The organism is Amycolatopsis sp. NBC_01488 (assembly GCF_036227105.1).
In the GTDB taxonomy this organism is placed as follows: Bacteria; Actinomycetota; Actinomycetes; order Mycobacteriales; family Pseudonocardiaceae; genus Amycolatopsis.
Map to the genome: position 1 here is coordinate 4,156,789 of NZ_CP109434.1, position 25,934 is coordinate 4,182,722.

Here is a 25,934-nt window from a genome sequence, read left to right on the forward strand (position 1 = left end):
GTTCGCGATGACCGCGACGATCGAACCAGTGCTCAACCGCTCCCTGGCCGACTACGACCCCGCGGTGGCCGAGGCGATCGGCGCCGAGCTGCGTCGGCAGCAGTCGACGCTGGAGATGATCGCGTCCGAGAACTTCGCGCCGGTGTCCGTGTTGCAGGCCCAGGGCTCGGTGCTCACCAACAAGTACGCCGAGGGCTACCCCGGGCGCCGCTACTACGGCGGCTGCGAGCACGTCGACGTCCTCGAACAGCTCGCCATCGACCGCGTCAAGGCGCTGTTCGGCGCGGGGTTCGCCAACGTCCAGCCGCACTCGGGCGCCCAGGCGAACGCCGCCGCGATGGCCGCGCTCATCAAGCCCGGCGACAAGATCCTCGGCCTCTCGCTGGCCCACGGCGGCCACCTGACCCACGGCATGCGGATCAACTTCTCCGGCCTGCTCTACGACGTCGCGGCGTACGAAGTGTCCGAAAAGGACTACCGCGTCGACATGGCCGAGGTCGAGCGGCTGGCGAAGGAGCACCGGCCGAAGCTGATCATCGCCGGGTGGTCGGCCTACCCGCGGCAGCTCGACTTCGCCCGGTTCCGCGAGATCGCCGACGAGGTCGGCGCGTACCTGATGGTCGACATGGCCCACTTCGCCGGGCTGGTCGCCGCGGGGCTGCACCCGTCGCCGGTGCCGCACGCGCACGTCACGACGACCACCACGCACAAGACCCTCGGCGGCCCGCGCGGCGGCGTCGTGCTCACCGATGACCCGGCGCTCGCCAAGAAGGTCAATTCCGCGGTCTTCCCCGGTCAGCAGGGCGGTCCGCTCGAGCACGTCATCGCCGCCAAGGCCGTCGCGTTCAAGATGGCCGCCGAGCCCGAGTTCGTCGAACGCCAGCAACACACTCTGCGTGGCGCGAAGCTCCTCGCCGAACGGCTGCTGGTCGAGGAGGACATCTCCGTCCTGACCGGCGGCACCGACGTCCACCTCGTGCTCGCCGACCTGCGCGATTCCCAGCTGGACGGCAAGCAGGCCGAGGACCGGCTGCACGAGGTCGGCATCACCGTCAACCGCAACGCCGTCCCGTTCGACCCGCGGCCGCCGATGGTGACGTCCGGCCTGCGGATCGGCACGCCCGCCCTGGCCACCCGCGGCTTCGGCGACGCCGAGTTCCGCGAGGCCGCCGACGTCATCGCCGAAGCGTTGAAGCCGGGCTTCGACGTCGAGAAGCTGCGCGCTCGCGTCACCGCGCTGGCCGAGGCGTTCCCGCTGTACCCGAAGGAGGGCGCATGACCCGCACGCCCGGCGCCGACCTGCCGGACCACCCCGGCTTCCTCTGGAATGACCCCGAGCCGCGCAAAACCTACGACGTCATCGTGGTCGGGGGCGGCGGGCACGGCCTGGCCACCGCCTACTACCTGGCCAAGGTGCACGGCATCACGAACGTCGCCGTGCTGGAGAAGGGCTGGCTCGCGGGCGGCAATATGGCCCGCAACACCACGATCATCCGCTCCAACTACCTCTGGGACGAGAGTTCCGGCATCTACGAGCATTCCCTCAAGCTGTGGGAGGGGCTCGAAGAGGACCTCGGCTACCCGATCCTGTTCAGCCAGCGCGGGGTGCTGAACCTCGCGCACAGCCTGCAGGACGTCCGCGACAGCGTCCGCCGCGTCGAGGCCAACAAGCTCAACGGCATCGACGCCGAGTGGGTGGACGCCGACGGCGTCAAGGAGATCTGCCCGATCGTCAACACTTCCCCGGACGTCCGCTACCCGGTGCTCGGCGCGACCTTCCAGCCGCGCGCGGGCATCGCGAAGCACGACTACGTCGCTTGGGGCTTCGCCCGCGCCGCGCACGAGATGGGGGTCGACCTCATCCAGAACTGCGAGGTCACCGGTATTTCCACCGTGGACGGCCGAGTGACGGCCGTCGAAACGAGCAGGGGCCGGATCGCCGCGGGCAAGGTGGCGCTGTGCGCCGCCGGGCATTCGTCGGTGCTCGCGAAGATGGTCGGCCTGGACCTGCCGCTCGTCTCGCACCCGTTGCAGGCACTGGTGTCCGAGCTGCTGGAGCCGATCCACCCGACGGTCGTCATGTCGAACGCCGTGCACGTCTACGTTTCCCAGGCGCACAAGGGCGAACTCGTGATGGGCGCAGGGATCGACAGCTACAACGGCTACGGCCAGCGCGGCTCGTTCCACATCATCGAGCAGCAGATGGCCGCCGCGCTGGAGCTGTTCCCGGTGTTCGCGCGGGCGCACCTGCTGCGGACGTGGGCGGGGATCGTCGACGTCAGCCCGGACGCGTCGCCGATCATCGGCCTCACGCCGGTCGAGAACCTGTTCCTCAACTGCGGCTGGGGCACCGGCGGCTTCAAGGCCACGCCCGGCGTCGGCGACGTCTTCGCGGCCACCGTCGCGCGCGGCAAGCCGCACGAGTACGCCGAGCCCTTCGCCCTCGACCGGTTCACCACCGGTGCCCTCGTCGACGAGCACGGCGCCGCCGCCGTCGCGCACTAGGAGCGTCCACATGCACCTCATTCCCTGCCCGTGGTGCGGGCCACGCGAGGAAGCCGAGTTCCACTACGGCGGCCAGGCGCACGTCGCCTACCCCGAGGACCCGGCCGCACTGTCCGATGAGGACTGGGCGAAGTTCGTCTTCTTCCGCGCCAACCCGAGCGGCCCGCTCGCCGAGCGGTGGAGCCACTCCGCGGGCTGCCGCCGGTGGTTCAACGCCGTCCGCGACACCCGCACCCACGACCTCCTGGCGGTCTACCGCCTCGACGAACCCCGGCCGGTGATCTCATGACCCGACTGTCCGGCGTCCCGCTCAAGTTCACCTTCGACGGCCGCGAGCTGACCGGTTTCCTCGGCGACACCCTCGCTTCCGCGTTGCTGGCCAACGGCATTCACCAGGTCGCGACCAGCATCAAGTACGGCCGCCCGCGCGGCATCGTCGGCGCCGGCGTCGAGGACTCCAACGCGTTGGTGCAGATCGAAAAGCCGTTCCCGGAGCCGATGCTGTCGGCCACCACCGTCGAGCTGTACGACGGCCTGGCCGCCCGCGGCCTGTCCGGCCAAGGGCGCCTGTCCACCGAACCGGACCCCGCGCGGTACGACGCCAAGCACGCCCACTGCGACGTCCTGGTCATCGGTGCCGGACCCGCCGGTCGCGCCGCCGCTGCTGCCGCGTCGGGCCGGGTCCTGCTGGTCGACGACCAGCCTGACGGCGAGGCGCCCGAGGGAGTCCGGTTCCTTTCGCGCACCACGGCGTTCGGCGTCTACGACGACGGGTTCGTGCTGGCGCTGGAACGCCGGGGCGAACCCGCGGCCCCCGAACGCATCTCGCGGCAGCGGGTCTGGCGGATCCGAGCGAAGCGGATCGTCATCGCGACCGGCGCCCACGAACGGCCGATCGTGTTCCCGGACAACGACCGCCCAGGCATCATGCTCGCTTCGGCGGCGCGCACGTACCTGAACCGCTACGGCGTCTTGGCCGGGCAGCGCGTGGTCGTGTTCACCACCAACGACTCCGCGTACGAGGCGGCCTCCGATTTGGCGGGAGCCGGGGCGGAGATCGTGCGGATCGTCGATGCCCGCGAGGGATACGGAGTCATCGGAACCGATGGCGACCCCCACGTCGCGGCCGCCCACGTCGCTCCGTTGGGCTCGCTGGAGGGGGAGCGGGTGCCGTGCGACCTGCTGCTCGTGTCCGGCGGCTGGAACCCGGCCGTGCACCTCTACAGCCAGGCACGCGGCACCTTGCGCTACTCCCCGGAACTCGGCTCCTACGTCCCGGCCGGTGACCTGCCGAACGTGAGCGTCGTGGGCGCGGCCGCGGGCGAAGGGCTGCCGGCGACGAAGGTGCTCTGGCAGGTGCCCGCCCCGGAGTCCGAAGTGGACACCCGGTTCGTGGACCAGCAGCGCGACGCGACCGTGTCCGACGTCCTGCGCGCCACCGGCGCCGGGCTGCGGTCGCTGGAGCACATCAAGCGCTACACGACCATCGGCACCGCGCACGACCAGGGCAAGACGTCCGGCATGCTCGCCGCGGGCATCACCGCCGAAGCGCTCGGCATCGACTTGTCGACTCAACGGCCGACGACGTTCCGGCCGCCGTACACGCCGGTTTCGTTCGCGGCGCTGGCCGGACGGAACCGCGGCGCGCTGCACGATCCCGTGCGCGTCACCACGATCCACCCGTGGCACGTCGAGCACGGCGCCGAATTCGAGAACGTCGGCCAGTGGAAGCGGCCGTGGTACTACCCGCGGCCCGGCGAGTCGATGCCCGACGCCGTCCGGCGCGAGTGCCGCGCGGCGCGCACCGATGTCGCGGTGATGGACGGGTCCACGCTCGGCAAGATCAACGTCCAGGGCCCGGACGCCGGCTGGTTCCTCGACATGCTCTACACGAACATGATGAGCACCCTGCGCGTCGGCCGGATCCGGTACGGCGTGATGTGCGGCGTCGACGGCATGGTGATCGACGACGGCACGGTCATCCGCGTCGCCGAGGACCGCTTCCTCGTCACCACCACGACCGGCAACGCGGCCATGGTCCTCGAGTGGATGGAGGAGTGGCTGCAGACGGAATGGCCGCACCTGGACGTCTTTGCCACTTCGGTGACCGAGCACTGGGCCACGATTCCCCTGGTCGGGCCGCGCTCGCGGGAAGTCCTCGGCCGCCTGGCGCCGGGCCTCGACGTCTCGAACGAGGCCTTCGGGTTCATGACGTGGCAGGACGCCGAGGTCGCCGGGATCGCCGCCCGCGTCTGCCGGATCAGCTTCTCCGGCGAGCTGGCCTACGAGATCAACGTCCCGTCGTGGCACGGCCTCGCGCTCTGGCAGTCCATAGTGGACGAGGGCGCTACGCCGTACGGCACGGAAACCATGCACGTCCTGCGGGCCGAGAAGGGCTACCCGATCATCGGCCAGGACACCGACGGCACGGTCACCCCGCAGGACCTCGGCATGTCCTGGGCGGTGTCGAAGAAGAAGGCCGACTTCATCGGCAAACGCTCCTTCGCCCGCGCCGAGAACAACCGCCCCGACCGCAAGCACCTGGTCGGCCTGCTGCCGATGGATCCGTCGGTGCTGCTGCCCGAGGGCTCGCAGATCATCGAATCCGAGACGTTGCCCGAGCCTCCCGTGCGGATGCTCGGCCACGTCACCTCCAGCTACGACAGCGCCGCGCTCGGCCGGACCTTCGCGCTCGCCCTGGTGCGCTCGGGCCGGGAGCGGATCGGCGAGACGCTGTACGTCCCGGTCGGCGGCCAGGTCGTGCCGGTGACCGTGACCGAATCCGTGCTCTTCGACAGGGAAGGAGCCCGCCGTGACGGTTGACGCGGTCGAAGAACCGTTCCGCACCCAGCTCACCGTGCGCCTCCGGGAGGGCAACGCCTTGCTCGGCGTCGAGCTGCCCGGCGCGTGCCGGTTCACCGGCGGCAACGGCGTCGAGATCCTCTGGATGGGCCCGGACGAGTACCTCGTACTCGCCGAACCGGGCCGCCAGGAAGAGCTGGAAACCGCGCTCCGGGACGAGGGCGCGGCGGCCGTCGTCGACGTCTCGGCGCAGCGGACCACGGTGCGGCTCACCGGTGAGCACGCGCGGGACGTCCTGGCGCACGGCTGCGCCATCGACCTGGAAGCTTCCCCGCCCGGCTCGTGCGTCCAGACGCTGTTCGCGCGCACCGGGATCGTGCTGATGGTCCGGGAAGCGGGCTTCACGATCCTCGTGCGCCAGTCGTTCGCGAACTACTTCACCGCGTGGCTGGCCGACGCGAGCCTGGAGTACGTCCCGTGACCTTCACCTTGACGCTCAAGTGCCCCGAACGCTCGGGCATCGTGCACGCCGTCACGACGTTCCTCGTCGGGCAGGGCTGCGACATCGTCGAGCACCAGCAGTTCGACGACGACGTCCGCGGCTCGCTGTTCCTGCGCACGTCGTTCACCTGCGCCGGAGAGACCACGGTGGACGACCTGACCCGCGCGTTCGCGCCGGTGGCAAGGGACTTCGGCATGGAGTTCGGGTTCTCGGACGGCACCCCACCGCGGATCCTGGTGATGGTGTCGAAGTTCGGGCACTGCCTCAACGACCTGCTCTTCCGCTGGCGCGCGGGCGGCCTCGGCGCGGAGATCGCCGTCGTCGTGTCCAACCACGAGGACCTGCGGGCGATGGCCGAGGCGGCCGGCGTCCCGTTCGTGCACGTGCCGGTCACGCCGGAGACCAAGCCGGAAGCCGAGCAGCGGCTGCTCGACCTGGTCGGTGAGTACGAAGCGGACTTGATCGTGCTCGCGCGGTACATGCAGGTGCTGTCCAACGAGCTGTGCCAGAAGCTCGAAGGCCGCGCGATCAACATCCACCACTCGTTCCTGCCCGGCTTCAAGGGCGCCAAGCCCTACCACCAGGCCTACGACCGGGGCGTGAAGTTCGTCGGCGCGACCGCGCACTACGTCACGCCCGACCTCGACGAGGGCCCGATCATCGAGCAGGAGGTCCAGCGCGTCGACCACACGTACTCGCCGCGTGAACTGGTGACCGTCGGCCGTGACGCCGAAGCCCTCGCCCTTTCCCGCGCCGTCCGCTGGCACTGCGAACGCCGCGTCCTGCTCAACGGCAACAGCACTGTTGTCTTCAGGTAAGCCGTCTTCCGTTAGGAGTCCGCCATGACCGCACCGCGAGTCGTGATCATCGGCGCCGGCATCGTCGGCGCGAACCTCGCCGACGAGCTGACCGCCCGCGGCTGGACCGACGTCACCGTGCTCGACCGGGGCCCGCTGCCGCGCACCGGCGGGTCGACGTCGCACGCGCCCGGCCTGGTGTTCCAGACCAACGCCTCCAAGGCGATGACGGAGTTCGCGAAGTACACCGTCTCGAAGTTCCTGACCTTGGACTGCTTCCTCCAGGTCGGCGGCATGGAGGTGGCGACCACCCCGGCGCGCTGGGAGGATCTCAAGCGCAAGCACGGCTGGGCGCAGTCGTGGGGCGTCGAGGGTTCGCTGATCGACGCCGAGGAGTGCGTCCGCCGGTGGCCGCTCCTGGCCGGGTCGCAGGTGCTCGGCGCGCTGCACACGCCGACCGACGGGCTCGCGCGGGCCGCCAAGGCCGTCGAAGTGCTGGCCGCGCGGGCGGGTTCGCGCGGTGCCCGGTTCGTCGGCTCGACGCGCGTCACCGACGTCCTGCAGGAAGGCGGGCGCGTCACCGGCGTCCGGACCAACCAGGGCGACTTCCCGGCCGACGTCGTCGTGTCGTGCGCCGGGTTCTGGGGCCGCGAGATCGGCGCGATGGTCGGCATGGACGTCCCGCTGCTGCCGCTGGCCCACCAGTACGTCAAGACCGGCCAGGTGGCGGAACTCGTCGGGCGCAACACCGAAGAGGTCGAGGCCAGCCTGCCGATCCTGCGGCACCAGGACCAGGACCTGTACTTCCGCGAGCACGTCGACCGGATCGGCATCGGCTCCTACGCGCACCGGCCGATGCCGGTCGACGAGTCCACCTTGGACCCAGCAGTGACCGAGACGGCCATGCCGTCGATGCTGCCCTTCACCGAAGACGACTTCGCGCCGTCGTGGGAGGAGAGCAAGCTGCTGCTGCCCGCGCTGCGGCAGACCAAGGTCGAGGAGGGGTTCAACGGGATCTTCTCGTTCACCCCGGACGGCCAGTCGCTGGTCGGCGAGTCGGCCGACGTCCGCGGGTTCTGGCTCGCCGAGGCGGTGTGGGTGACGCACTCCGCGGGCATCGCCAAGGCCGTCGCCGAGCTGCTGGTCGACGGGCACGCCGAGACCGACCTGCACGAGGTCGACGTCCACCGCTTCGAGGACGTCCAGCTCGCACGGTCCTATGTGGACGAGACCGCGCAGCAGAGCTTCGTCGAGGTCTACGACATCCTGCACCCGTTGCAGCCCAAGCTTTCCCCGCGGGACCTGCGGGTGACGCCGTTCCACGCGCGGCAGCGCGAGCTGGGCGCGGTGTTCCTGGAGGCGGGCGGCTGGGAGCGGCCGCACTGGTTCGAGGCCAACGCGCCGCTGCTGAAGAAGCTGCCGCACGACGCGCTGCCGCCCGCGCGGGACGCGTGGTCGGCGCAGTTCCACTCGCCGATCGCGGCGGCCGAAGCGTGGCAGACGCGCAACGGCGTCGCGCTGTACGACATGACACCGCTGAAGCGCGTGGAGATCAGCGGGCCGGGGTCGCTGGAGTTCCTGCAGTCGCTGACCACGAACCAGCTCGACAAGTCGGTCGGGTCGGTCACCTACACGCTGATGCTGGACGACGCCGGGGGCGTCCGCAGCGACGTCACGGTGGCGCGGCTCGGGCCGGAGCTGTTCCAGGTCGGCATCAACGGGAACATCGACGTCGACCACTTCGTCAAGCACGCGCCCGCCGGTGTCCAGGTCCGGGACATCACCGGCGGCACGTGCTGCGTCGGCGTCTGGGGCCCGCTGGCGCGGGACCTCGTGCAGCCGTTGAGCCGGGAGGACTTCTCGCACCCGGCGTTGAAGTACTTCCGGGCACGGAGGGCGCGGATCGCCGGGGTGCCGGTCGTCGCGATGCGACTGTCCTATGTGGGCGAACTCGGCTGGGAGATCTACACGAGCGCGGACAACGGCCTGCGGCTGTGGGACGCGCTGTGGGCGGCCGGGCAGCCGCTGGGCGTCATCGCGGCCGGGCGGGCGGCATTCAACAGCCTGCGGCTGGAGAAGGGCTACCGGCTGTGGGGCACCGACATGACCACCGAGCACGACCCGTACGAAGCCGGCTTGGGGTTCGCCGTGCGTCCGGCGAAGGGGCCGTTCGCGGGCCGGGACGCCATCGAGGGGCGCAGCGAGGAAACCGCGTCACGTCGGCTGCGGTGCCTGACGGTCGACGACGGCCGGACGGTCGTGCTGGGCAAGGAACCGGTGTTCGTCGACGGCGTCGCGGCGGGTTACGTCACGAGCGCGGCCTACGGCTACACGATCGGACGGCCGATCGCGTACGCGTGGCTGCCGGCGTCCGCGGACATCGGGAGCAGCGTGGAGATCGAGTACTTCGGCCGGCGGGTCGCGGCCACCGTGGCCGCCGAGCCACTGGTCGACCCCGGCATGGAACGGATCCGGCGGTGAGCCATGCGTGACCAGATCATGACCGACTTCCTCAAGGCCCTCGCGTCCGACGCGTCCCCGGGCGGCGGGGCGACGGCGGCGCTGCACGTCGCACAGGCCGCGGCCCTGGTCGGCCGGGCATCGGCCGACGGGCGCGCGGCCGGGGCGCTGAGCATGCACGCGTTGCGGCTGGCCGAGAAGGACGCGCACGCGGCGGCCACCCTCACCCGGGCACGCCGGCAGCCGCCGGGCGACGCGCGGGAGCTCGCGGTGGCCGAAGCGCGCCGGCGCGCGTGCGCACCGGCGGCGGAGGTGATCACCGCCGCGACGGCGGTGCTGGACCTGGCCGAGCGGGTGCCGCCGGACGCGCTGGTGGCCACCGACCTGGCGGCGGTGGCCGAGGCAGTGCGCGCGGCGGCCGTGACGGCCGGGCTGAGCATCGAGATCCACTCCGGCGCTGCCGCCCCGCCCGAGGTGGCGGCGGTGGAGGAGCGTGCCGACCGCCTGACGGCCTCGATCCGGGCGGTGGTGGTACCGGCGTAACGTCGATCACGTCGGCATGCCGGCCGGAAGTGGCGGGTACCTCCACCTTCCTCCCCTCCACCACCCTCAACGGAGGCGCTTCGCGCCGCTGCGATATTCATAGCAACTCCACAAAACCGGGCCAGGTATTTCTCAGGAAAGTGGCGTTTCCTGGAACGGCCGGAGGCTTGTCGAGGGCTGGAGCTGTGCATGAGCGAGTACGACCGAGGACCGCAGGGCGGCGGCGAGTACCCGTACGGCTACGGCCAGGGCGACCAGGGCTACTACCAGCAGCCCTACGGTCAGCAGCCGTACGGCGGCCACTACGACCAGCAGCCCTACGACCACCAGTACGGCCAGGCCCGTGACCAGTGGGGGCGCCCGTACCCGCCGCAGTACACCCAGCCGCAGGGCCACTACGGCCAGCAGGGTCCCCCGCACGGCTACGGCTACCCCCCGCCCGTGCCGCCGCCGCCGCGCAGGCGGCCGCTTCGCGCGCTGACCGTCGCCGTCGTCGCGGTCGGGCTCGCCGTCGTCGCCGGGCTCGGGATCGGGCACCTCATCTCCGCCTCGAACAGCCCCACCGCGAGCAGCAACCAGAACTTCGGCTTCTCCGGGCAGCCCAGCGCGTCCACCACGACACTCGATGCCAACGCCGTGGCCGCGAAGGTCGACCCGGCCATCGTCAACGTCAACACCGAGCTCGGCCTGCAGGGCGCGGCCGCGGCCGGCACCGGCATCGTGCTCACCGCGGACGGCGAAGTGCTGACGAACAACCACGTCGTCGCCGGGGCGACCAGCATCAAGGTCACCAGCATCGGCACCGGCGACACCTACCAGGCGCACGTGGTGGGCTACGACCGCAGCGAGGACATCGCGGTCATCCAGCTGGAAGACGCGTCCGGGCTGCCCACCGCGAGCATCGGCGACTCCTCCGCGGTCAAGGTCGGCGACCAGATCCTCGGCCTCGGCAACGCCGGCGGCAAGGGCGGCGACCCGGTGCCGGCGCCCGGCACGGTGGCGGCGCTGGACCAGTCGATCACCGCCTCCGACGAGTCCAGCGGCTCGTCCGAGCAGCTCACCGGCCTGATCCAGGTCCGCGCGAACATCGAGTCCGGCGACTCCGGCGGCCCGCTCGTCAACGCGAACGCGCAGGTCATCGGTGTCGACACCGCGGCATCCACCGGCTACCAGCTCAACGGCCGCCGCAGCAGCGCCGGCGGCCAGGGCTTCGCGATCCCGATCAACCAGGCCGTCGACATCGCGCACCGGATCATCGCGGGTACCGCGTCCGACAAGGTCCACATCGGCAAGACGGCGTTCATCGGCGTCTCGGTGGCGGACGCGCAGGGGCAGGGCGCCCAGGTCCGCGAGGTGGTCCCGCGCGGCCCGGCGCAGCAGGCGGGCCTGGCGGCGGGTGCGGTGATCACCGCGATCGACGGCAAGGCGATCGACTCGGCGACGACGTTGACGAACGTGATGGACACCCACCACCCGGGCGACCAGCTGACGCTGACGGTCTCCGACGCTTCCGGCGCCCAGCACCAGCTCCAGGTGACGGCCGCCGAAGGACCGGTCGGCTAGTCAGCGCAGCGTTTCGTTCAGTACCTCGCGGTGGGTCCGCTTGGCCGCGAGGTACTTTTCCCGGCCCGCGTCGGTGATGGTGACGAAGATGCCGCGCCGGTCCAGTTCGCACAGCGCGCGCTCGACCAGGCCCTCCTTCTCGAGGCGGGCGACCAGGCGGGACGTCGCGCTCTGGCTGAGGTGGATGGCGCCGGTGAGATCGGCCGAGCGGCACTTGAAGTCGCAGGTCGCGAGCCGTTCCAGGGCCTCGAACTCGTGCGCGCCGATTCCGTGGCGCTCCTGCAGGCGGCACTCGAGCGCGGTGAACACGGCCGAGTAGCGGGCCAGCAGCTCGTGCCACTCCTGCACCAGGCCTTGCTCAGCGACATCGCTCACGGCCGTCAACTTACCATGCACGAGCATCAGATGCAAACACATTAAATGCATCGACATTAGATGCGCGTGCATGTAGTGTCGCCGCCATGAGTTCTTCCGCGTACCTGTCCACCACCTCCACCCGGTGGGACGCGCGCCTCTGGGGTGTCCTGCTCACCGTTTCGATCGTCATCGGTCTCGACGCGCTCGACGTGTCGATGGTCGGGGTCGCGCTGCCCGCCATCCAGGCCGACCTCGGCCTGTCCACCAGCGCGCTGCAATGGGTCGTCAGCGGCTACGTCCTCGGCTACGGCGGCCTGCTGCTGCTCGGCGGGCGCACCGCCGACCTGCTCGGGCGCCGCCGCGTGTTCCTCGTGGCCGTCACCGTGTTCGCGCTGGCCTCGCTGCTCGGCGGCCTCGTCGACGACGGCGCGCTGCTCATCGCCAGCCGCTTCATCAAGGGCCTGGCGGCCGCGTTCACGGCGCCGGCCGCGCTGTCCATCATCACCACGACGTTCCAGGAGGGCCCGGCCCGCAACAAGGCGATCAGCATCTTCGCCGTGTTCGGCGCGAGCGGGTACTCCGCCGGGCTCGTGTTCTCCGGCCTGCTGACCGAGGTCGGCTGGCGCTGGACGTTCCTGCTGCCCGCGCCGATCGCCCTGGTCGCGCTGGTCGCGGCGTGGAAGCTGATCCCGTCGTACCAGCGGGAAGAAGGCCGCGGCTACGACTTCCCGGGCGCCATCACCGGCGCCGCGGGCTCGCTGCTGCTGGTGTTCGGCGTCGTCGAGGCGCCGGAGGTCGGCTGGGCCGCGCCGCGCACGCTGATCACGTTCGTCGTGGCGGCCGCGCTGCTGGTGACGTTCGTCCTCATCGAGAAGCGCAGCAGCCACCCGCTGCTGCGGCTGGGAATCCTGAAGTCCGGGCCGCTGGCCCGCGCGAACCTCGGCGGCGCGCTGTTCTTCGGCGCGTACATCGGGTTCCAGTTCGTCGTGATGCTGTACCTGCAGCGGGTGCTGGGCTGGTCCGCGCTGCAGACCGCGCTGGGCTTCCTGCCGGCGGCGCTGATCGTCGCGTTCGGCTCGCCGCGCATCGAGCCGCTGATCGACCGCGTCGGCACGCCGCGCACCATCTTCGCGGGCGTGGTCGCGCACGTCCTCGGCTACGCGCTGTTCCTGCGGGTGGACGAGCACTCGGGGTACGCGGCGTTCGTGCTGCCCAGCATGATCCTGCTCGGCATCGGCTTCACGCTGGCGTTCTCGTCGCTCAACATCCAGGGCACGGCCGGGATCTCGGACAGCGAGCAGGGCCTGGCCGGCGGCCTGCTGAACACGTCGTTGCAGGTCGGCGGCGCGATCGGACTCGCGGTGGTGACGGCGGTCCTGACCGCCAACGGCGGCCGTGAGGCCTCACCGGCCGCCCTGCTCACCGGTCTGACCCCGGCGCTGACCGTGGTCACCGGGATCGCGGTGCTGGGCCTGCTGGTCGCGATCAGCGGCCTGGTCGCCCGGAAGCGGGTCGTCGAAGAGGTCGTGGAGCCGGAGGACCTGCTGGCCCTCGCGGACTGAGCACCGGGAAGAGCCACCATCGCGGGGGATGGTGGCTCTTCCGCTTTCGTTCGCGCAACGGGTCATGCCGCCCGCTCGCCCGTGCCGGGCACCTTCGCCGAACTGGCGGCGTGGGCATGGACGGCGTCGGTGGTATCCACAATGGACGGGCTGCGTCGCCCGCCGGGCGCCTGCTCCTAAGCGGCCTGCCACAGCTCGACGCGGTTGCCTTCGGGATCGGTGACCCAGCCGAACCGGCCGACGCCGTCCATGTCCTGGATCTCCTCGGCCACGTCGGCGCCTTTCTCGCGCAGCTGGGCGAGCATGGCGTCGAGGTCGCGGACCCGGAAGTTCAGCATCGTCTGCTGCGACTTCGAACCGAAGTAGTCCGTCGAGGCCTCGAACGGCGCGAAGACCGTCGGGCCCGGCTCCTGCCGCCACAGGCCGTGTTCGTCGGCGTCGAGGCCGAGGCAGTCCCGGTACCAGGCGCCCAGCGCCTCCGGGTCCGCCGCGCGGACGAAGTACCCACCGATGCCGAGCACGCGTTCCATGCCGTGATCCTGCCTGCGCTACCCGACGATGTCGATCTCGAACGGGTCGGCCGCGCTGTAGTTGATGTCGGCCCACACCGCGCCCGGCAGGTCGTAGCGCCGGTGCGAGGTCAGCCTGTTGTCGTAGCCGGCGACCTGCGTCGGGTTGTGGCCGACGCCCTGGTGGTCGTTGCCCCAGGCGAAGATGTCGCCGACCCACATGGGCTTCGAGAAGCCGTCACCGCCGAGGCGCGGCCGGACGACGACCGCGGCGCCGGGACTGCCGGACAGGAACACCCGCACCGTGTTCTGCTCGGCGTTCGGCGGGGTGACGGTGATGCGCTCCATGATCTCCACTCCAGTCGAGGCGGATCCGTTTCCGTCCACTCCGGGCCAGTAGTCGGCGACCGACGAGACGTCGTAGCCCGGGGCGACGTTCCCGCGGTACTGCTTGGCGATCGCACCGTCGGGGATCGCGGGATCGCCGTTGTAGTGCGCGATCCAGTAGTGCGGCTCGGCGACGCCGGCCGACGAGAACGCCGACCGGACCGCGGGCCAGGCCGAGAGGCTGCAGTAGACGGTCGGGTCCGCGCCGGCCGCGCGGCGCATCCGGACCCAGCCCGGCGCCTCTTCCGGGCCGGCGTCGCCCGGCTCGACGTCCAGGACGTGGCCGTCGTTCGTGCTCGCCTTCTTGACGATGGTGACCTTGACCGCGCCGGGGAAGCGCGCCCAGTCGGCGGCCGACCACGGTTCCAGCTTGATCCGGTCGATGTATCCCGCGACCATCTGCGCGCCGGCGGGGATGTTCGCGGCCGTGACCGCGTCGTACATCGTGCGCACGGGTTTGCGTCTCCGTTCGGTGCCGTTCGCCGTTTCGGGGACGGCGAAATCGTCTCCGCGATCCGCCATCGTGCTGTTACCCATGTGGGACGGGCGTCAAGCGACAATGGTACGCAGTTCCGCTGCGTCACCAATACGGCCGCACCGCGCAATTCCTTAACCACGGGCTCACGCGCCGACGGTGACTTTCCGCTATCGGTACTGGCTTCCCGCTCACCCGGCTGGCAAGCTGCCAGGACTCCACGACGGAAGGTACGTGCATGGCGGCACCGCGGTCCCGGCGCGTCGACGCGCGGGTCGTCGTCCTGAGCGTGCTGCTCGTGGCCGCCCTGCTCGCCTGGGCCGGCGTCGACTACCTGCGCGACCGCCTCGCCGGCGGCGGCTGCGTCACCACGACCCCGGTGCACATCACGGCGGCGCCGGACGTCGCGCCGGTGCTCACGACGCTGGCCCGGGCGGTGCCGGGGCCGGACTGCTACACCGTCGAGGTCACCGCGTCCGCGTCGACGGCCACCGCGGCGGCGCTCGAGGCCAACGGCGCGAACGGCCCCGACGTCTGGGTGCCCGAGTCGAGCAGTTGGCTGCTGCAGGCCCGCGACGGCGGCGCGTGGAACCTGCCCGAGTCAGGGCAGTCGGTGGCAAGCTCGCCGGTCGTGCTGGCCCTGACCGACGACGTCGCGAAGCGGGCCGGGTGGCCGGGGAAGTCGCCGTCCTGGTCGGACGTCCTCGCGGGCAGCCCGGTCGGGCTGCCCGACCCGGGCCGCGACCCGGCCGGGATCGCCGCGCTGATCGGCCTGCAGCAGCTGACCAAGGACGCGCCCGACCCCGCCGCCGCGTTCACCGAGGAGATCCGCAAGCTGTCGGCGGTGAAGGAGCCGTTCACGGCGTCGCCGGCATCGGAGCAGTCCGTGCTCGCGCGCAAGCTCGTCGCCGCGTACCCCACGGTCGGCGTGCCGAGCTTCGACTACCCGTACGTCGTGCTGCCGCGCGCGTCGGAGGCTTCACGGTCGGCGGCCGAACGGTTCCTGCGGCTGCTGCTCGACCAGACCGCCACGAAGACGTTCGCCGACGCCGGGTTCCGCACGCCGTCGGGGCAGCTGCTCGGCGACCGGCCGCGAGACACGCGCACGGACGCCGCGCCGCGCCCGGCCGGCCCGCCCGCCCCCGACGCGATGTACGGCGTGCTGCAGGCGTGGGCCGGGGCGAACCTCAGCGCCCGCGTCCAGGTGCTGCTCGACATCTCCGGCTCGATGGCCGCCACCGTCCCCGGCACCGGCCGCAGCCGGATGGCGCTCACCCTGGAAGCCGCGACGCAGGGCCTCGGGCTGTTCAAGCCGACGACGGAAATCGGCCTGTGGCTGTTCTCGACCAAGCTCGACGGCGACAAGGACTACAAGGAACTGCTGCCGATGCGAACGATTTCCGAGCAACTCGCCGCGGGCGGGGTGGCGACGCTGCAGGCGGTCAAGCCCAAGGCCGGCGGCGCGACCGGGCTGTACGACTCGATCCTCGCCGCGTACCAGAACGCCCGCCAGAACTGGCAGCTCGGCCGGATCAACGTCGTCGTCGTGCTCACCGACGGCCGCAACGAGGACAGCGACTCGGTCGGGCTGCCGGGTCTGCTGGCCGAACTGGGCCGGCTGCAGGACCCGCGGAAGCCGTTGCCGGTGATCGGGATCGGCATCGGCCCGGACATCGACGCGAGCGAGCTGCGGCAGGTCTCGGCCGCCACCGGCGGCGAGTCGTTCACCACGCCGGACCCGCGCAAGATCTCCGACGTCTTCTACCAGGCGCTGAGCAAGCTCATGTGCCAGCCGCCCGCCTGCAAGAATTGAGGACGCCCGTGTTGGTGCAGCTGGAAAAGCCCGTGTCGCGGACCCAGTGGAGACCCACGGCGCTGGTGCTGGCGGCCTTCGTCGCGGGCGTGGTCCCGTTCGCGTTCCACGCCTGGGCGGCACTGCACGGGAACTTCGCGCAGGACGACTTCGTCATGACGCACCGGGCCGCCGTGGCCGGGCCGTTCGACCTCGGCTACCTCTTCCAGGACTACCACGGGCACCTGACGCCCGGCGGGTTCTTCCTCGCCGCGGTGATGACGTGGTGGGCGCCGCTGAACTTCCCGCTCATGGTGCTGCCGCTGCTGCTGATGCGGGCCGTCGCGACGGTGCTGTTCTGGTGCCTGCTCGTGCGCTGCTTCGGCCGCCGCTGGGCGATCCTCGTGCCGTTCACCGTGTTCACGGCGTCGACGCTGCTGCTGGTCCCGACGCTGTGGTGGGCGTACGGCGTCCAGATCGTCCCGGTGGTGCTCGCCGCCGCGGGGGCCTCGTACTGGCACGTCCGCTACCTGCGCGACGGCGGCCGGTGGTGGATCGGCACGTTCGCGTGGACGTTCTTCGGGCTCGCGTTCTACGAGAAGGCCGCCGTGCTCCCACTGTTGCTGGCCGGGCTGACCGTCCTGCTCGGACAGTCCTTCCGGGACCGGTGGCGCTACTGGGCGGGGCACGCGGTGCTGCTCGCGGCGTTCGTCGGGGGCTACCTCGCGCTGACGTCGAGCCAGGTGACCGCGGGCAGCACGCCGCTGACCGCCGGGACCGTCGCCGACCTGACCGGCCGGATGCTCGGCGACACCCTGCTGCCGGGCCTGGCCGGCGGGCCGTGGTCCGGGCCAGGTCCGGGCGCGACCTGGGCGCCGTCGCCGTTCGCGGTGGTCGTCGTGCTGTTCGCCGCGGCACTCGCGCTGCTGGTCGCCGGCGTCCGCACGGGCGGCCGCCGCGCCGGGGCGGCGTGGGCCCTGTTCGGGATCTTGTTCGTGGTGGACGTCGGCCTGCTGGCGTCGACGCGGTTGCGGGAAGTCGGGCCGGCCGCCGGTGACGACCCGAGGTACCTCGCCGAGCTGGCGTTCGCGGCCGCCCTTTGTGGCGCGTTCGCGTTTCTGCCGCCGGGAAGAATTGCGCCGTCCGGCGGAAAGCGGGAACGGCCGATCGCGCTAACGGCCTGCCTGCTCTTGCTCGTCAGTTCCGCGGTGGGATTTTCGCGCCTGGCCCCGGCTTTGCGGTTCGAGCACTCGGGCCAGTACGTCGCCCATGTGCGGGCGGCCGTCGCCGAAGACCCGGATCTGGTCTTCTACGACACATTCGTGCCGTCCGATGTGGTCCACGAGTGGTTCGGCGACGACTCCCGCGCGTCCCGGGTGGTCGGCCTGGTTCCCGGCACGCACTTCGACCAGCCGACGAACCGGATGCACCTGCTCGACGCCACCGGCACGCCGCACGTGATCACCGGGGTGGACGCGGTGTCCCGCGGCGTGGTGGGCCCGGTGCCGAACTGCGGGTACACGGTCGGTGAGACCCTGGTGAGCGTCCCGCTCGACGCGCCGGTGCTGGGCAGGCACCTGCTGAAGATCGACTACTTCACCTCCGACGGCGGCGAAGGCCTGGTGGACCGCACGCCGGTGTGGTTCCAGGCCGGACTGCACTCGCTGTACCTGCCGGTGGACGGCCTCTTCGACCACATCGGCGTGCGGCTGTCGAGCCCGGGCGCGCCGGTGTGCGTCGCGAAGGTCGAGATCGGGAAACCGGTGATTCAGTAAGGGTCGTACGGGCTGTGGTGGCCGAGCAGGCGGGCCGCCGGCCGCAGCCGCAGGCGCAGCAGCACCTTGAGCACGACGTTGCGCAGGAACCACGGCAGCTGCGCCAGCACGCGCACGCGGTCCGCCGTGGACGGTGGCGCCAGCTTGAACCGCGCCAGCGACGTCGCCCGGTCCAGATAGGTGTAGCGGCGTCCGAAGAGGACCTTCGCGATCGTGCCGAGCGTGACGCCGATCGAGGAAAAGCAGTCGTGGACCAGGATTTCCGCGCCCGGCGGCAGGTGCGCCGACCAGCGCAGGTCGTCGGTGTAGGTCCAGTAGTCGTGCTTGCCGTCGATGTAAAGCAGCTGTATGGCGCGGTCCCAGTCAGGGCGCAGTTCCGTGCTGTAACCGGCGACGAGCTCGACGACGTCGTCCAGCCCGGCGTGGCGGATGTTGCGCTCGAACAGCTGCCGCGTCGACGATCCGCCGAAGAGCCGGCCGTCGACGAAGGGGTCGACGGCGATCACCGTGGCGCCGACGGTGCGCGCGGCCGCGCCGAGGACGATCGTGGATCTGCCCTGGTGGCTGCCGATTTCCAGGACGACGTCGCCCTTTTCGAGGCGGCTCGCGGCGTTCCACAGCGCTTCGCCTTGCGCGCGCGTCATCCAGCCCTTGACCGGCTCGGCCAGAGCCCAGGCATCTTCGAACGAGATGGCGCACCTGCCAGGAGTTCGGGGGGGACTCGGGAACTCTGCCTTCAACAAAACTGTCGGCACATGGTAGCCAGGTTTCGGCCTAGTATCTACCGGATGGTAACCAGCACCCGCGAACGGACCCGGGACGACGCTCCGCCTTCGGAGCGCGACCGGAAGTTCTCGCTCGGCGGGTTCTTCCGCCGGCCGAGCACGTGGATCGTGCTGGCGCTGACCACGTTGTCGTTCCTGCAGATGCCGGGAAAGACGACGTTCGACACGAAGCTGGACCTCGCCGTCGACCCGCTCGCCTTCCTCGGCCGCGCGCTGCACCTGTGGAACCCGCAGGCCACGGCGGGGGAGCTGCAGAACCAGGCGTACGGCTACCTCTTCCCGATGGGCCCGTTCTTCGCGCTGTGCCAGGCCGTCGGCCTGCCGGCGTGGATCGCGCAGCGGCTGTGGGGCGCGGTCCTGCTCTCGGCCGCGTTCGGGGGCGCCCTGCTGCTGGCGCGGGCGATGAAGCTCGGAACCGAACGCACCCGGCTCATCGGCGCGCTCGGGTACGCGCTCGCGCCGCGCATGCTGACCGAAATCGGCGGTCTGTCCGCGGAAATGCTGCCCGCCGTGCTCCTGCCGTGGGTGCTGGTGCCGCTGGTGCGGGCCGGGACGATCGGTTCGCCACGCCGCGCCGCGGGGTTGTCCGCGATCGCCGTGCTGTGCATGGGCGGCGTCAACGGCGCGATGGTCGTGATGGCGCTCGTCCTGCCCGGACTGTGGCTGCTGACGCGCAAGTGGACGCGCCACCACGTCGAACTGGTCCTGTGGTGGTTCGTCTTCGTCGTCGGCGCGACGCTGTGGTGGATCCTGCCGCTGCTGCTGCTCGGCGAGTACAGCCTGCCGTTCCTGGACTACATCGAGTCCGCGACGAACACCACCGCGCCCATGTCGCTGTTCGAGGTGCTGCGCGGGACCAACCAGTGGGTCGCCTACGTCGTGCAGGGCACGCCGTGGTGGCCCGGCGGCTGGTCGCTGATCGACAACCCCGTGCTGATGCTCGCGACCGGGCTCGTCGCCGGCGTCGGCCTGCTCGGGCTGACCCGGCGCGGCCTGCCGGAACGCCGGTTCCTGGTGCTGGGCGTCGTCACCGGCCTGACGCTGCTGACCATCGGGTACGTCGGCACGCTCGACAGCCCGCTCGCCGAGCAGGTCCGGCACCTGCTCGACGGGCCGCTCGCGCCGCTGCGCAACGTGCACAAGTTCGAGCCGGTGCTGCGGTTGCCGCTGATGCTGGCGTTCGTGCACGGCATCTCGAGCCCGGTTCGCCTGACGTCGCCGCGCCGGTTCCTGCGGCCGGCGCTCGGGCTGCTGCTCGTGCTGGTGATGGCCGCGCCGGCGTGGCTGCTGAACCTGCGGTCCGGGCCGGGCTGGGACGAGGTGCCCGGCTACTGGTACGACGCGATGGGCTACGTCGCGAAGGCCGACCCGAACGCGCGGACGCTGCTGCTGCCGGCCACCGGCTTCGGCGAGTACGACTGGGGCCGCACGGTCGACGAGCCCGCGCAGGCGATCGCGAAGAGCCCGTGGGCGGTCCGCAACCAGGTGCCGTTGGGGTCCGAAGGAAACACCCGGCTGATGGACTCGGTCGACGCGGCCCTCGCCGACGGCCGCGGCGATCCCGGGCTCGCCGCGTTGCTGGCGCGGTCCGGCTACCGGTTCTTGGTGCTGCGCAACGACATCGACCGGGAACGGACCAACGCGCCGCCGATCGCCACCCTGCGAGCGGGGTTGGCGGGCTCGCCCGGCATCGGCAAGGTGAAGGAGTTCGGGCCCCTCGAGATCTACGAGGTGCGCCAACCGGTGCCGCTCGCCACGGCGACGTCCACAACGGACGTCCCGACGGTCAGCGGCGGCCCGGAGAACCTGCTGCCGCTCATCGACTCCGGCCAGCTCGACCCGGCGACGCCGACCGTGCTGACCGGCGACGGGGGATCGCCCGGCGGACCACGGCTGGTGACCGACGGCCTGCGCCGCGCCGAACGGAACGTCGGTGGCGTGCGCGACAACCTCAGTCAGACCCTCACCGCCGGGGAGGCGTTCCGCCAGCAGCGCGCCGCGGGTGACGTGCTGCCGTTCCCGGGCGAGGAGCACCAGACCGTGGCCGCCTACCGGGGCATCCGCGCGGTGACGGCGTCGACGGCCGCGTCGTTCGCCGACGCGTTCGGCGGGTCCGACCCGGGGCACCAGCCCTTCGCGGCGATCGACGGCGACCCGCGCACGGCGTGGCACTCGTCGTCGTTCACCGGGCCGGTCGGCCAGTGGCTCGAGGTGGAGCTCGACACCCCGCGGCTGGTGACGTCGGTGGACCTGCAGCTGGTCGACGACATCCGCGTCGGCTGGCCGCCGACCCGGATCCGGATCACCACCGACAACGGCTCGGTCGACCAGCAGGTGATCCGCGGCGCGGGGTCGCACAACTACACCGTCGCGCCCGGCGTCACGCGCAAGGTGCGGATCACGCTGCTGTCGCTGGTGGTCGGGCGGCAGGACGGGAACGTCGGCATCGCGGAGCTGAAGATCCCCGGCACCGAACCGCAGCGCGCGCTGGAAGTCCCCGCCGACCTGCCGGCCGGGCCCGCGCCCGGGTTCTCGTTCACCCGCGGCGCCCAGCCGCGCTACGCGTGCCTGCCCGCCGACGGCGCGGTGCGCTGCGACGCCTCGGCCGCCCGCGACGGCGAGGAGCCCGACGGCATCCACCGGCTCTTCAGCACCCCGGCCGAGCAGACGTTCCTGGTCGGCGGCTCGGTGCTGCCCGCGGGCGGCGGCAAGAACCCGGTCACGCTGCCGGGCGTCACGGTCGCGTCGACGTCGCAGCTGGCCGGCGACCCGGCGGCGGGCGGGTTCGCGGCGGTGGACGGCGACGCGGGCACGACGTGGCGCCCCGACGTCACCGACCTGCGCCCCGCGCTCACCCTGGGCTGGCCCGCCGCGAAGCGGATTTCCGGGCTGCACATCGGGGTTTCGCCGTCGAGCGGCGCCCGGGTCCCCCGGCAGGTGGAGCTGGTCGGCAGGGCCGGGACGCGCACGGTGCAGCTCGACGCGGGCGGGTCGGCGTCGTTCGAGCCGCTGGACACCGACCAGCTGCAGATCGTGCTGCCCGGCGACGACGACGATCCCGCCGCGCGCGCGACGGTCGGCATCGGGAGCCTGGAGCTGTCCGGCACCGACGGGCTCCTGCCCGGGCCGGACCCGGCGTTCACGGTGCCGTGCGGGTCCGGGCCGAACGTCCACCTCGACGGGCTCGACTACCGGACGTCGGTGCAGGGCACGCTGTCCGACATCACCGCGCACCGGCCGCTGGCCCTGCGGATGTGCCGGGATTCGGAGGGCGGGATCTCGCTGCCGTCCGGCGGGCACGAGCTGCGGACCGACCGGTCGGACTCGTTCGTCGTCCAGGACCTGTGGCTGCGTCCGTCCGTGGCGGCCACGCCGCCGGTGCACCGCGCGGTGCAGGTGGGGACCTGGGACGCGGCGTCGCGGTCGGTGACGGTCGGGCCGGGCGCGGAGGCGGTGCTGGCGATCCCGGAGAACGCGAACGCGGGCTGGGTGGCCACTGTGGACGGACGCGAGCTGGCCCGCACCCGCGTCGACGGCTGGCAGCAGGCCTGGATCGTCCCGGCCGGCGCGGGCGGGGTCGTGTCGCTGTCGTTCACCCCGGACCACGCGTACGGGACGTCGTTGCTGATCGGCGCGTTCGCGGTGGTGCTGCTGCTGTCCGGCGTGTTCTGGCCGGCCCGGCGGCGGTCGTTCCCGGTGGTAGCGGGCGGTTCCCTGGTGCCGGTGGCGCTGATCGGGCTGCTGGTGGCGCTGGGCGGGATGCTGCCGGTGGTGCTGCTGATCGCGTGCCTGCTGGCGCGTCAGTTCTGGGACCGCGCCCCGCGCTACCTGGCGTTCGGCGGCATGGCCGTGGCGGCCGCGGTGTCGGTGACGGGCCGGATCCTGGGCCACGGCCAGGAGTGGGCGTACGGCCCGGTGACCCAGGCGGCCCTGCTCCTGGCGGCGGCCGCGATGGTGGCGACCTGCGTGGACTGGTTCACCCGCAAGGAGAACCCCACCGAGCCGGCGTAGGTGAGCAGACCCGTAACTCGCGTGCTGGGGAACGTAACTCCCGTGATTGAGGCCGGAACTCGCGAGTTACGGCCTCAATCACGCGAAATCCGGCTCCAGTCACGCGAAATCCGGCTCCAGTCACGCGAGTCACGGCTCGGATCACGGGTGCTCGGCGGTGCGGCGGGCGCGCAGCTCCAGCACGAACCCGGCCACGGCCAGGCCGCCGGCGCAGCAGGCGGCCACCGTCACCACCTGGGTCGCCGACGCGTGCAGCCACGCCGTGATCAGCAGCGCCTCCACGGCCACCGCCGCCCACATCAGCACCGCCGCCCGGCGGTCGCCGTCCGCCAGGCGCGCGTACAGCAGGATCTGCACCAGCGCCAGCATCGACCCGGCCAGCGCGAACGGCCACACCGGCATCGTGCTCCCGGCGTACTTCGCCCCGCCGATCAGCGCCAGCAACGACGGCCCCAGCAGCACCGAAGCCAGCAGGACGAAAGCGTCCAGGAAAGCGCACACCGCCAACGCCACCGGCAGCACGCGACGACGTCCGGAGGCCGCGGCGAACCGGGGGAGCACCAGCACGCCCACCGCCTGCGGCAGCCAGTACGCGATCTTCGTGACGATCGCCCCGAGCGCGTACTCGCCCGCGGAACCGGCGGGCAGCGTGTGCCGGGCCAGCACCAGGTCCAGGTTCACCAGCAGCACCAGCGCCAGCATCGCTTGCGCCGTATGGAGTACTTCGACGCCGTGGCGGTCGGCCCAGCGCGGACGCGGGCGGCCGCAGATCTGCCAGCCCGTCACGACCACCGCCAGCGACCCGATCGCCGTCCCGGCCAGTGCCCCGGTGGGAGAGCCCGTCACCACGAGACCCACCACGGACCCGCCGACCTTGCCGAGCCCCTCCAGCGCGATCAGGCCGGCCAGCACCGCGAACCGATGGCCGCCCTGCAGCAGCCCGTGGAACATGCCCAGCAGCGTCAACGGCCCGAGCGCGGCCGTCACCAGCAGCGCCGGCGTCAGCGACCCCAAGTGCAGCAGGAGCACCAGCAACGGGCTGAGCGTCAGCCCCGCCGTCGCGACGATCCCGCTCGTCACCAGCCCCAGTGCGAACAGCGATCCCCGGGACAACGACGGCGAGCGCGCGACCCGCAGCGCCACCACCGTCTGCAGCCCCATCGCCGGGACGACGCCGATCACCAGCACCGCCAGCAGCGAGCTCAGCTCCCCGAACGCGCCGGGCGCGAGGATCCGCGCGGCCGCGAGGCTCAGCACGTAGCTGCCCGCGTTGTTGCCCGCGAGCGCGAGCGAGACGAGGATCGCCGCGACCCGGTTGCCGGTCCGGGCCGGCACTTCGGTGTCTACGCTCAACGGCGGGCTCCCATTACCGGCGGGTAATGACCAGGGACCCTAACCGCGTGGGCAACGGAAAGGAAGGGCAGTGGACGCACCGAGCAGGCGGCTCGCGCTGCCCGTCGTGTCCGCCCTGCTGGCCTTCGCCGTCTGCGCGCCGTTGCTGGGCCGCGGGTTCGTCCTGTCCTACGACATGGTGTTCGCGCCCCGGCAGTACTTCGTGCCGGACGCCTTCGGGATCGGCAGCACACTCCCGCGGTCCGTCCCGGCCGACGCCGCCGTCGCGCTGGCGACCACCCTGCTGCCCGGCGACATCGTCCAGAAGATCGTCCTGCTGCTGGCCGTTTTCGGGGCCGCACTGGGCGCCGGACGGCTGGTCCCGACCGAGCACCTGGGCACGCGGCTCGTCGCCGCGACCGCGTACGCGTGGACGCCGTACGTCGCGGAGCGGCTCTTCATCGGGCACTGGCCGCTGCTGCTGACCTACGCCTGCCTGCCGTGGATCGTCCAAGCGGGGCTCGCCGCGCGCGAGCACGAGCCGAACGCGCTGCCGAAGCTGGTGATCGCGTGCGCCCCGGCCGTCCTGACGCCGCCGGGTGGGGTGCTCGCCGCCGCCGTCATGGCCGTGGCCGGCGGTTCCCGCCGCCTCGGGCAGACGCTGGCCATCGCGATCGTGCTCAACCTGCCGTGGCTGGTCCCGACGTTCCTCAACACCGATGGCACGTTCTCCGACCCGGCCGGCGTCACGGCGTTCAGCGCCCGCGCCGAAAGCTGGGGTCCCGCGCTGCTCAGCGTGCTCGGCCTGGGCGGCATCTGGAACGCCGAAACGGTGCCCGGCAGCCGGTCCATGCCGCTCATCCCGGTGCTGACGCTCGTCGTCGTCGCGATCGCGGTGGCCGGGCTCCGGCCGCTCACGAAGAGGTGGGGGAAGGCGCCCGCCCGCTCGCTGTTCGCCCTCGGTGTCGCGGGCGTGCTCCTCGCTTCGCTGGCGACCTTGCCGGGCGGCGACGCGCTGCTGACCGCGGCCACGCGGCACCTGCCCGGCGCCGGACTCCTGCGGGACGCCCAGAAGTGGGTCGCGTGGTGGGCGCTGCCGCTCGCGCTGGGCTTCGCGCTGGGGATCGAGGCCGCCGCGGCGAAGCTGAAGACCGAGCGCGGCCGCGTCGCGCTCGTGACGGCGGCGGCCGTCTTCCCCCTGCTCACCCTGCCGGACCTGGCCTGGGGCGGCTGGGGACGGCTCGGCACCGCGCAGTACCCGGCCGACTGGCAGGCCGTGTCCGAAGTGCTCGATGACCGCCCCGGCGACGTGCTGACGCTGCCGCTCTCGGCGTTCCGCGGGTTCGCCTGGAACGCCGACCGCACGCAGCTCGACCCGGCCCCGCGCGTCCTCCCGAAACCCGTGCTGATGGACGACACCCTGCAGGTGGGGGCCGACCGGATCGCCGGGGAGGACCCGCGCATCGGCGACGTCCGCGCCGCGACGTCCGCGCAGGAGCTCACCGACGCGGGCATCGGCTGGATCCTCGTCGAACACGGGACACCCGGCGACGTCGACCCGCGGTTGCTCGCCGGCGCGACCCGGGTGTGGTCCGGTGACTGGCTGACGCTGTACCGGACCCCGGGTGTGCCGGTGGTGAAAGCGATCTCGTGGGCGCCTGCCTTGGTGGCGAACGGAGTAGCGCTCACGTCGCTGTGCGTCGCACTGTTGTGCCGCATGTTACCGATGCGTACATTGGGCCGCGGCAGGAATTCCCCGCCGCGGAAGGAGTGACAC

19 protein-coding genes are annotated in these 25,934 nt (G+C 71.8%); 14 read left to right on the forward strand and 5 right to left on the reverse strand.

The features are described 5' to 3' along the window. Positions 1 to 7 precede the first annotated feature (7 nt). The 9 genes from glyA (at position 8) to OG738_RS20255 (ending at position 11,172) form a co-directional block, all read left to right on the forward strand. The gene (gene glyA, locus OG738_RS20215; protein WP_329055953.1) at positions 8 to 1,279 is read left to right on the forward strand and encodes a serine hydroxymethyltransferase; all 1,272 of its coding nucleotides are present in this window, start codon (positions 8 to 10) and stop codon (positions 1,277 to 1,279) included. Then, positions 1,276 to 2,505 (forward strand): sarcosine oxidase subunit beta family protein, encoded by a 1,230-nt coding sequence (locus OG738_RS20220; protein WP_329055954.1) that lies wholly within the window; start codon positions 1,276 to 1,278, stop codon positions 2,503 to 2,505. Before glyA ends, OG738_RS20220 begins: the two co-directional genes overlap by 4 nt. Positions 2,506 to 2,515: 10 nt before the next feature. After that, positions 2,516 to 2,794 (forward strand): sarcosine oxidase subunit delta, encoded by a 279-nt coding sequence (locus OG738_RS20225; RefSeq protein ID WP_329055955.1) that lies wholly within the window; start codon positions 2,516 to 2,518, stop codon positions 2,792 to 2,794. Then, positions 2,791 to 5,328, forward strand: coding sequence for a 2Fe-2S iron-sulfur cluster-binding protein (locus tag OG738_RS20230; protein ID WP_329055956.1), 2,538 nt, complete (start codon positions 2,791 to 2,793; stop codon positions 5,326 to 5,328). Before OG738_RS20225 ends, OG738_RS20230 begins: the two co-directional genes overlap by 4 nt. Next, positions 5,318 to 5,788, forward strand: coding sequence for a sarcosine oxidase subunit gamma (locus OG738_RS20235; RefSeq protein ID WP_329055957.1), 471 nt, complete (start codon positions 5,318 to 5,320; stop codon positions 5,786 to 5,788). The genes OG738_RS20230 and OG738_RS20235 overlap by 11 nt, the downstream gene beginning before the upstream one ends. Then, a complete protein-coding gene (gene purU / locus OG738_RS20240) occupies positions 5,785 to 6,627 on the forward strand; it encodes a formyltetrahydrofolate deformylase (protein WP_329055958.1) in 843 nt (280 codons plus the stop codon). Before OG738_RS20235 ends, purU begins: the two co-directional genes overlap by 4 nt. Positions 6,628 to 6,651: 24 nt before the next feature. Beyond that, positions 6,652 to 9,087, forward strand: coding sequence for a GcvT family protein (locus tag OG738_RS20245; RefSeq protein ID WP_329055959.1), 2,436 nt, complete (start codon positions 6,652 to 6,654; stop codon positions 9,085 to 9,087). 3 nt (positions 9,088 to 9,090) lie between these two features. After that, the gene (locus tag OG738_RS20250; protein ID WP_329055960.1) at positions 9,091 to 9,609 is read left to right on the forward strand and encodes a formimidoyltetrahydrofolate cyclodeaminase; all 519 of its coding nucleotides are present in this window, start codon (positions 9,091 to 9,093) and stop codon (positions 9,607 to 9,609) included. A 189-nt stretch (positions 9,610 to 9,798) separates the two neighbouring features. Further along, complete coding sequence (locus tag OG738_RS20255; RefSeq protein WP_329055961.1) at positions 9,799 to 11,172, forward strand: trypsin-like peptidase domain-containing protein; 1,374 nt, start codon at positions 9,799 to 9,801, stop codon at positions 11,170 to 11,172. On the opposite strand, the gene OG738_RS20260 is transcribed toward OG738_RS20255, so the two are convergent. Next, positions 11,173 to 11,547 (reverse strand): MarR family winged helix-turn-helix transcriptional regulator, encoded by a 375-nt coding sequence (locus OG738_RS20260; RefSeq protein WP_329055962.1) that lies wholly within the window; start codon positions 11,545 to 11,547, stop codon positions 11,173 to 11,175. Between the two features lie 86 nt (positions 11,548 to 11,633). Here OG738_RS20260 and OG738_RS20265 point away from each other — a divergent pair, with 86 nt between their 5' ends. Further along, positions 11,634 to 13,091, forward strand: coding sequence for an MFS transporter (locus OG738_RS20265; RefSeq protein ID WP_329055963.1), 1,458 nt, complete (start codon positions 11,634 to 11,636; stop codon positions 13,089 to 13,091). 176 nt (positions 13,092 to 13,267) lie between these two features. On the opposite strand, the gene OG738_RS20270 is transcribed toward OG738_RS20265, so the two are convergent. Both OG738_RS20270 and OG738_RS20275 read right to left on the reverse strand, forming a co-directional pair. Beyond that, positions 13,268 to 13,621: a VOC family protein gene (locus OG738_RS20270; RefSeq protein ID WP_329055964.1), complete on the reverse strand. Its 354-nt coding sequence runs from the start codon at positions 13,619 to 13,621 to the stop codon at positions 13,268 to 13,270. Between the two features lie 18 nt (positions 13,622 to 13,639). After that, positions 13,640 to 14,440 carry a hypothetical protein gene (locus tag OG738_RS20275; protein WP_329055965.1) on the reverse strand — a complete coding sequence of 267 codons (801 nt, stop codon included), beginning with the start codon at positions 14,438 to 14,440 and terminating at the stop codon, positions 13,640 to 13,642. A gap of 260 nt (positions 14,441 to 14,700) precedes the next feature. Here OG738_RS20275 and OG738_RS20280 point away from each other — a divergent pair, with 260 nt between their 5' ends. Continuing rightward, positions 14,701 to 16,275, forward strand: a complete 1,575-nt coding sequence (locus OG738_RS20280; RefSeq protein WP_329055966.1) for a substrate-binding domain-containing protein — start codon at positions 14,701 to 14,703, stop codon at positions 16,273 to 16,275. An 11-nt stretch (positions 16,276 to 16,286) separates the two neighbouring features. After that, positions 16,287 to 18,029: a hypothetical protein gene (locus tag OG738_RS20285; RefSeq protein WP_329056768.1), complete on the forward strand. Its 1,743-nt coding sequence runs from the start codon at positions 16,287 to 16,289 to the stop codon at positions 18,027 to 18,029. On the opposite strand, the gene OG738_RS20290 is transcribed toward OG738_RS20285, so the two are convergent. Continuing rightward, entirely contained in the window at positions 18,023 to 18,673 is a 651-nt protein-coding gene (locus tag OG738_RS20290; protein ID WP_329055967.1) for a class I SAM-dependent methyltransferase, read from the reverse strand. The genes OG738_RS20285 and OG738_RS20290 overlap by 7 nt on opposite strands. A 144-nt stretch (positions 18,674 to 18,817) precedes the next feature. Here OG738_RS20290 and OG738_RS20295 point away from each other — a divergent pair, with 144 nt between their 5' ends. Next, complete coding sequence (locus OG738_RS20295; protein ID WP_329055968.1) at positions 18,818 to 22,825, forward strand: alpha-(1->3)-arabinofuranosyltransferase; 4,008 nt, start codon at positions 18,818 to 18,820, stop codon at positions 22,823 to 22,825. A gap of 141 nt (positions 22,826 to 22,966) precedes the next feature. Here OG738_RS20295 and OG738_RS20300 read toward each other — a convergent pair whose 3' ends face one another. After that, on the reverse strand, positions 22,967 to 24,178 hold the full coding sequence (locus tag OG738_RS20300; RefSeq protein ID WP_329055969.1) for a lipopolysaccharide biosynthesis protein: 1,212 nt from the start codon (positions 24,176 to 24,178) through the stop codon (positions 22,967 to 22,969). 70 nt (positions 24,179 to 24,248) lie between these two features. Between OG738_RS20300 and OG738_RS20305 the strand changes: the two genes are divergently transcribed. Beyond that, complete coding sequence (locus OG738_RS20305; protein WP_329055970.1) at positions 24,249 to 25,931, forward strand: hypothetical protein; 1,683 nt, start codon at positions 24,249 to 24,251, stop codon at positions 25,929 to 25,931. The last annotated feature ends 3 nt before the right edge of the window (positions 25,932 to 25,934 follow it).

Excerpts from the sequence above, each read along its gene's own strand:
- glyA (WP_329055953.1), top strand. The coding sequence starts at position 8 with ATGACCGCGACGATCGAACCAGTGCTCAACCGCTCCCTGGCCGACTAC.
- OG738_RS20220 (WP_329055954.1), top strand. The coding sequence starts at position 1,276 with ATGACCCGCACGCCCGGCGCCGACCTGCCGGACCACCCCGGCTTCCTC.
- OG738_RS20225 (WP_329055955.1), top strand. The coding sequence starts at position 2,516 with ATGCACCTCATTCCCTGCCCGTGGTGCGGGCCACGCGAGGAAGCCGAG.
- OG738_RS20230 (WP_329055956.1), top strand. The coding sequence starts at position 2,791 with ATGACCCGACTGTCCGGCGTCCCGCTCAAGTTCACCTTCGACGGCCGC.
- OG738_RS20245 (WP_329055959.1), top strand. The coding sequence starts at position 6,652 with ATGACCGCACCGCGAGTCGTGATCATCGGCGCCGGCATCGTCGGCGCG.
- OG738_RS20250 (WP_329055960.1), top strand. The coding sequence starts at position 9,091 with ATGCGTGACCAGATCATGACCGACTTCCTCAAGGCCCTCGCGTCCGAC.
- OG738_RS20255 (WP_329055961.1), top strand. The coding sequence starts at position 9,799 with ATGAGCGAGTACGACCGAGGACCGCAGGGCGGCGGCGAGTACCCGTAC.
- OG738_RS20265 (WP_329055963.1), top strand. The coding sequence starts at position 11,634 with ATGAGTTCTTCCGCGTACCTGTCCACCACCTCCACCCGGTGGGACGCG.
- OG738_RS20270 (WP_329055964.1), bottom strand. The coding sequence starts at position 13,621 with ATGGAACGCGTGCTCGGCATCGGTGGGTACTTCGTCCGCGCGGCGGAC.
- OG738_RS20280 (WP_329055966.1), top strand. The coding sequence starts at position 14,701 with ATGGCGGCACCGCGGTCCCGGCGCGTCGACGCGCGGGTCGTCGTCCTG.
- OG738_RS20290 (WP_329055967.1), bottom strand. The coding sequence starts at position 18,673 with ATGACGCGCGCGCAAGGCGAAGCGCTGTGGAACGCCGCGAGCCGCCTC.
- OG738_RS20295 (WP_329055968.1), top strand. The coding sequence starts at position 18,818 with ATGGTAACCAGCACCCGCGAACGGACCCGGGACGACGCTCCGCCTTCG.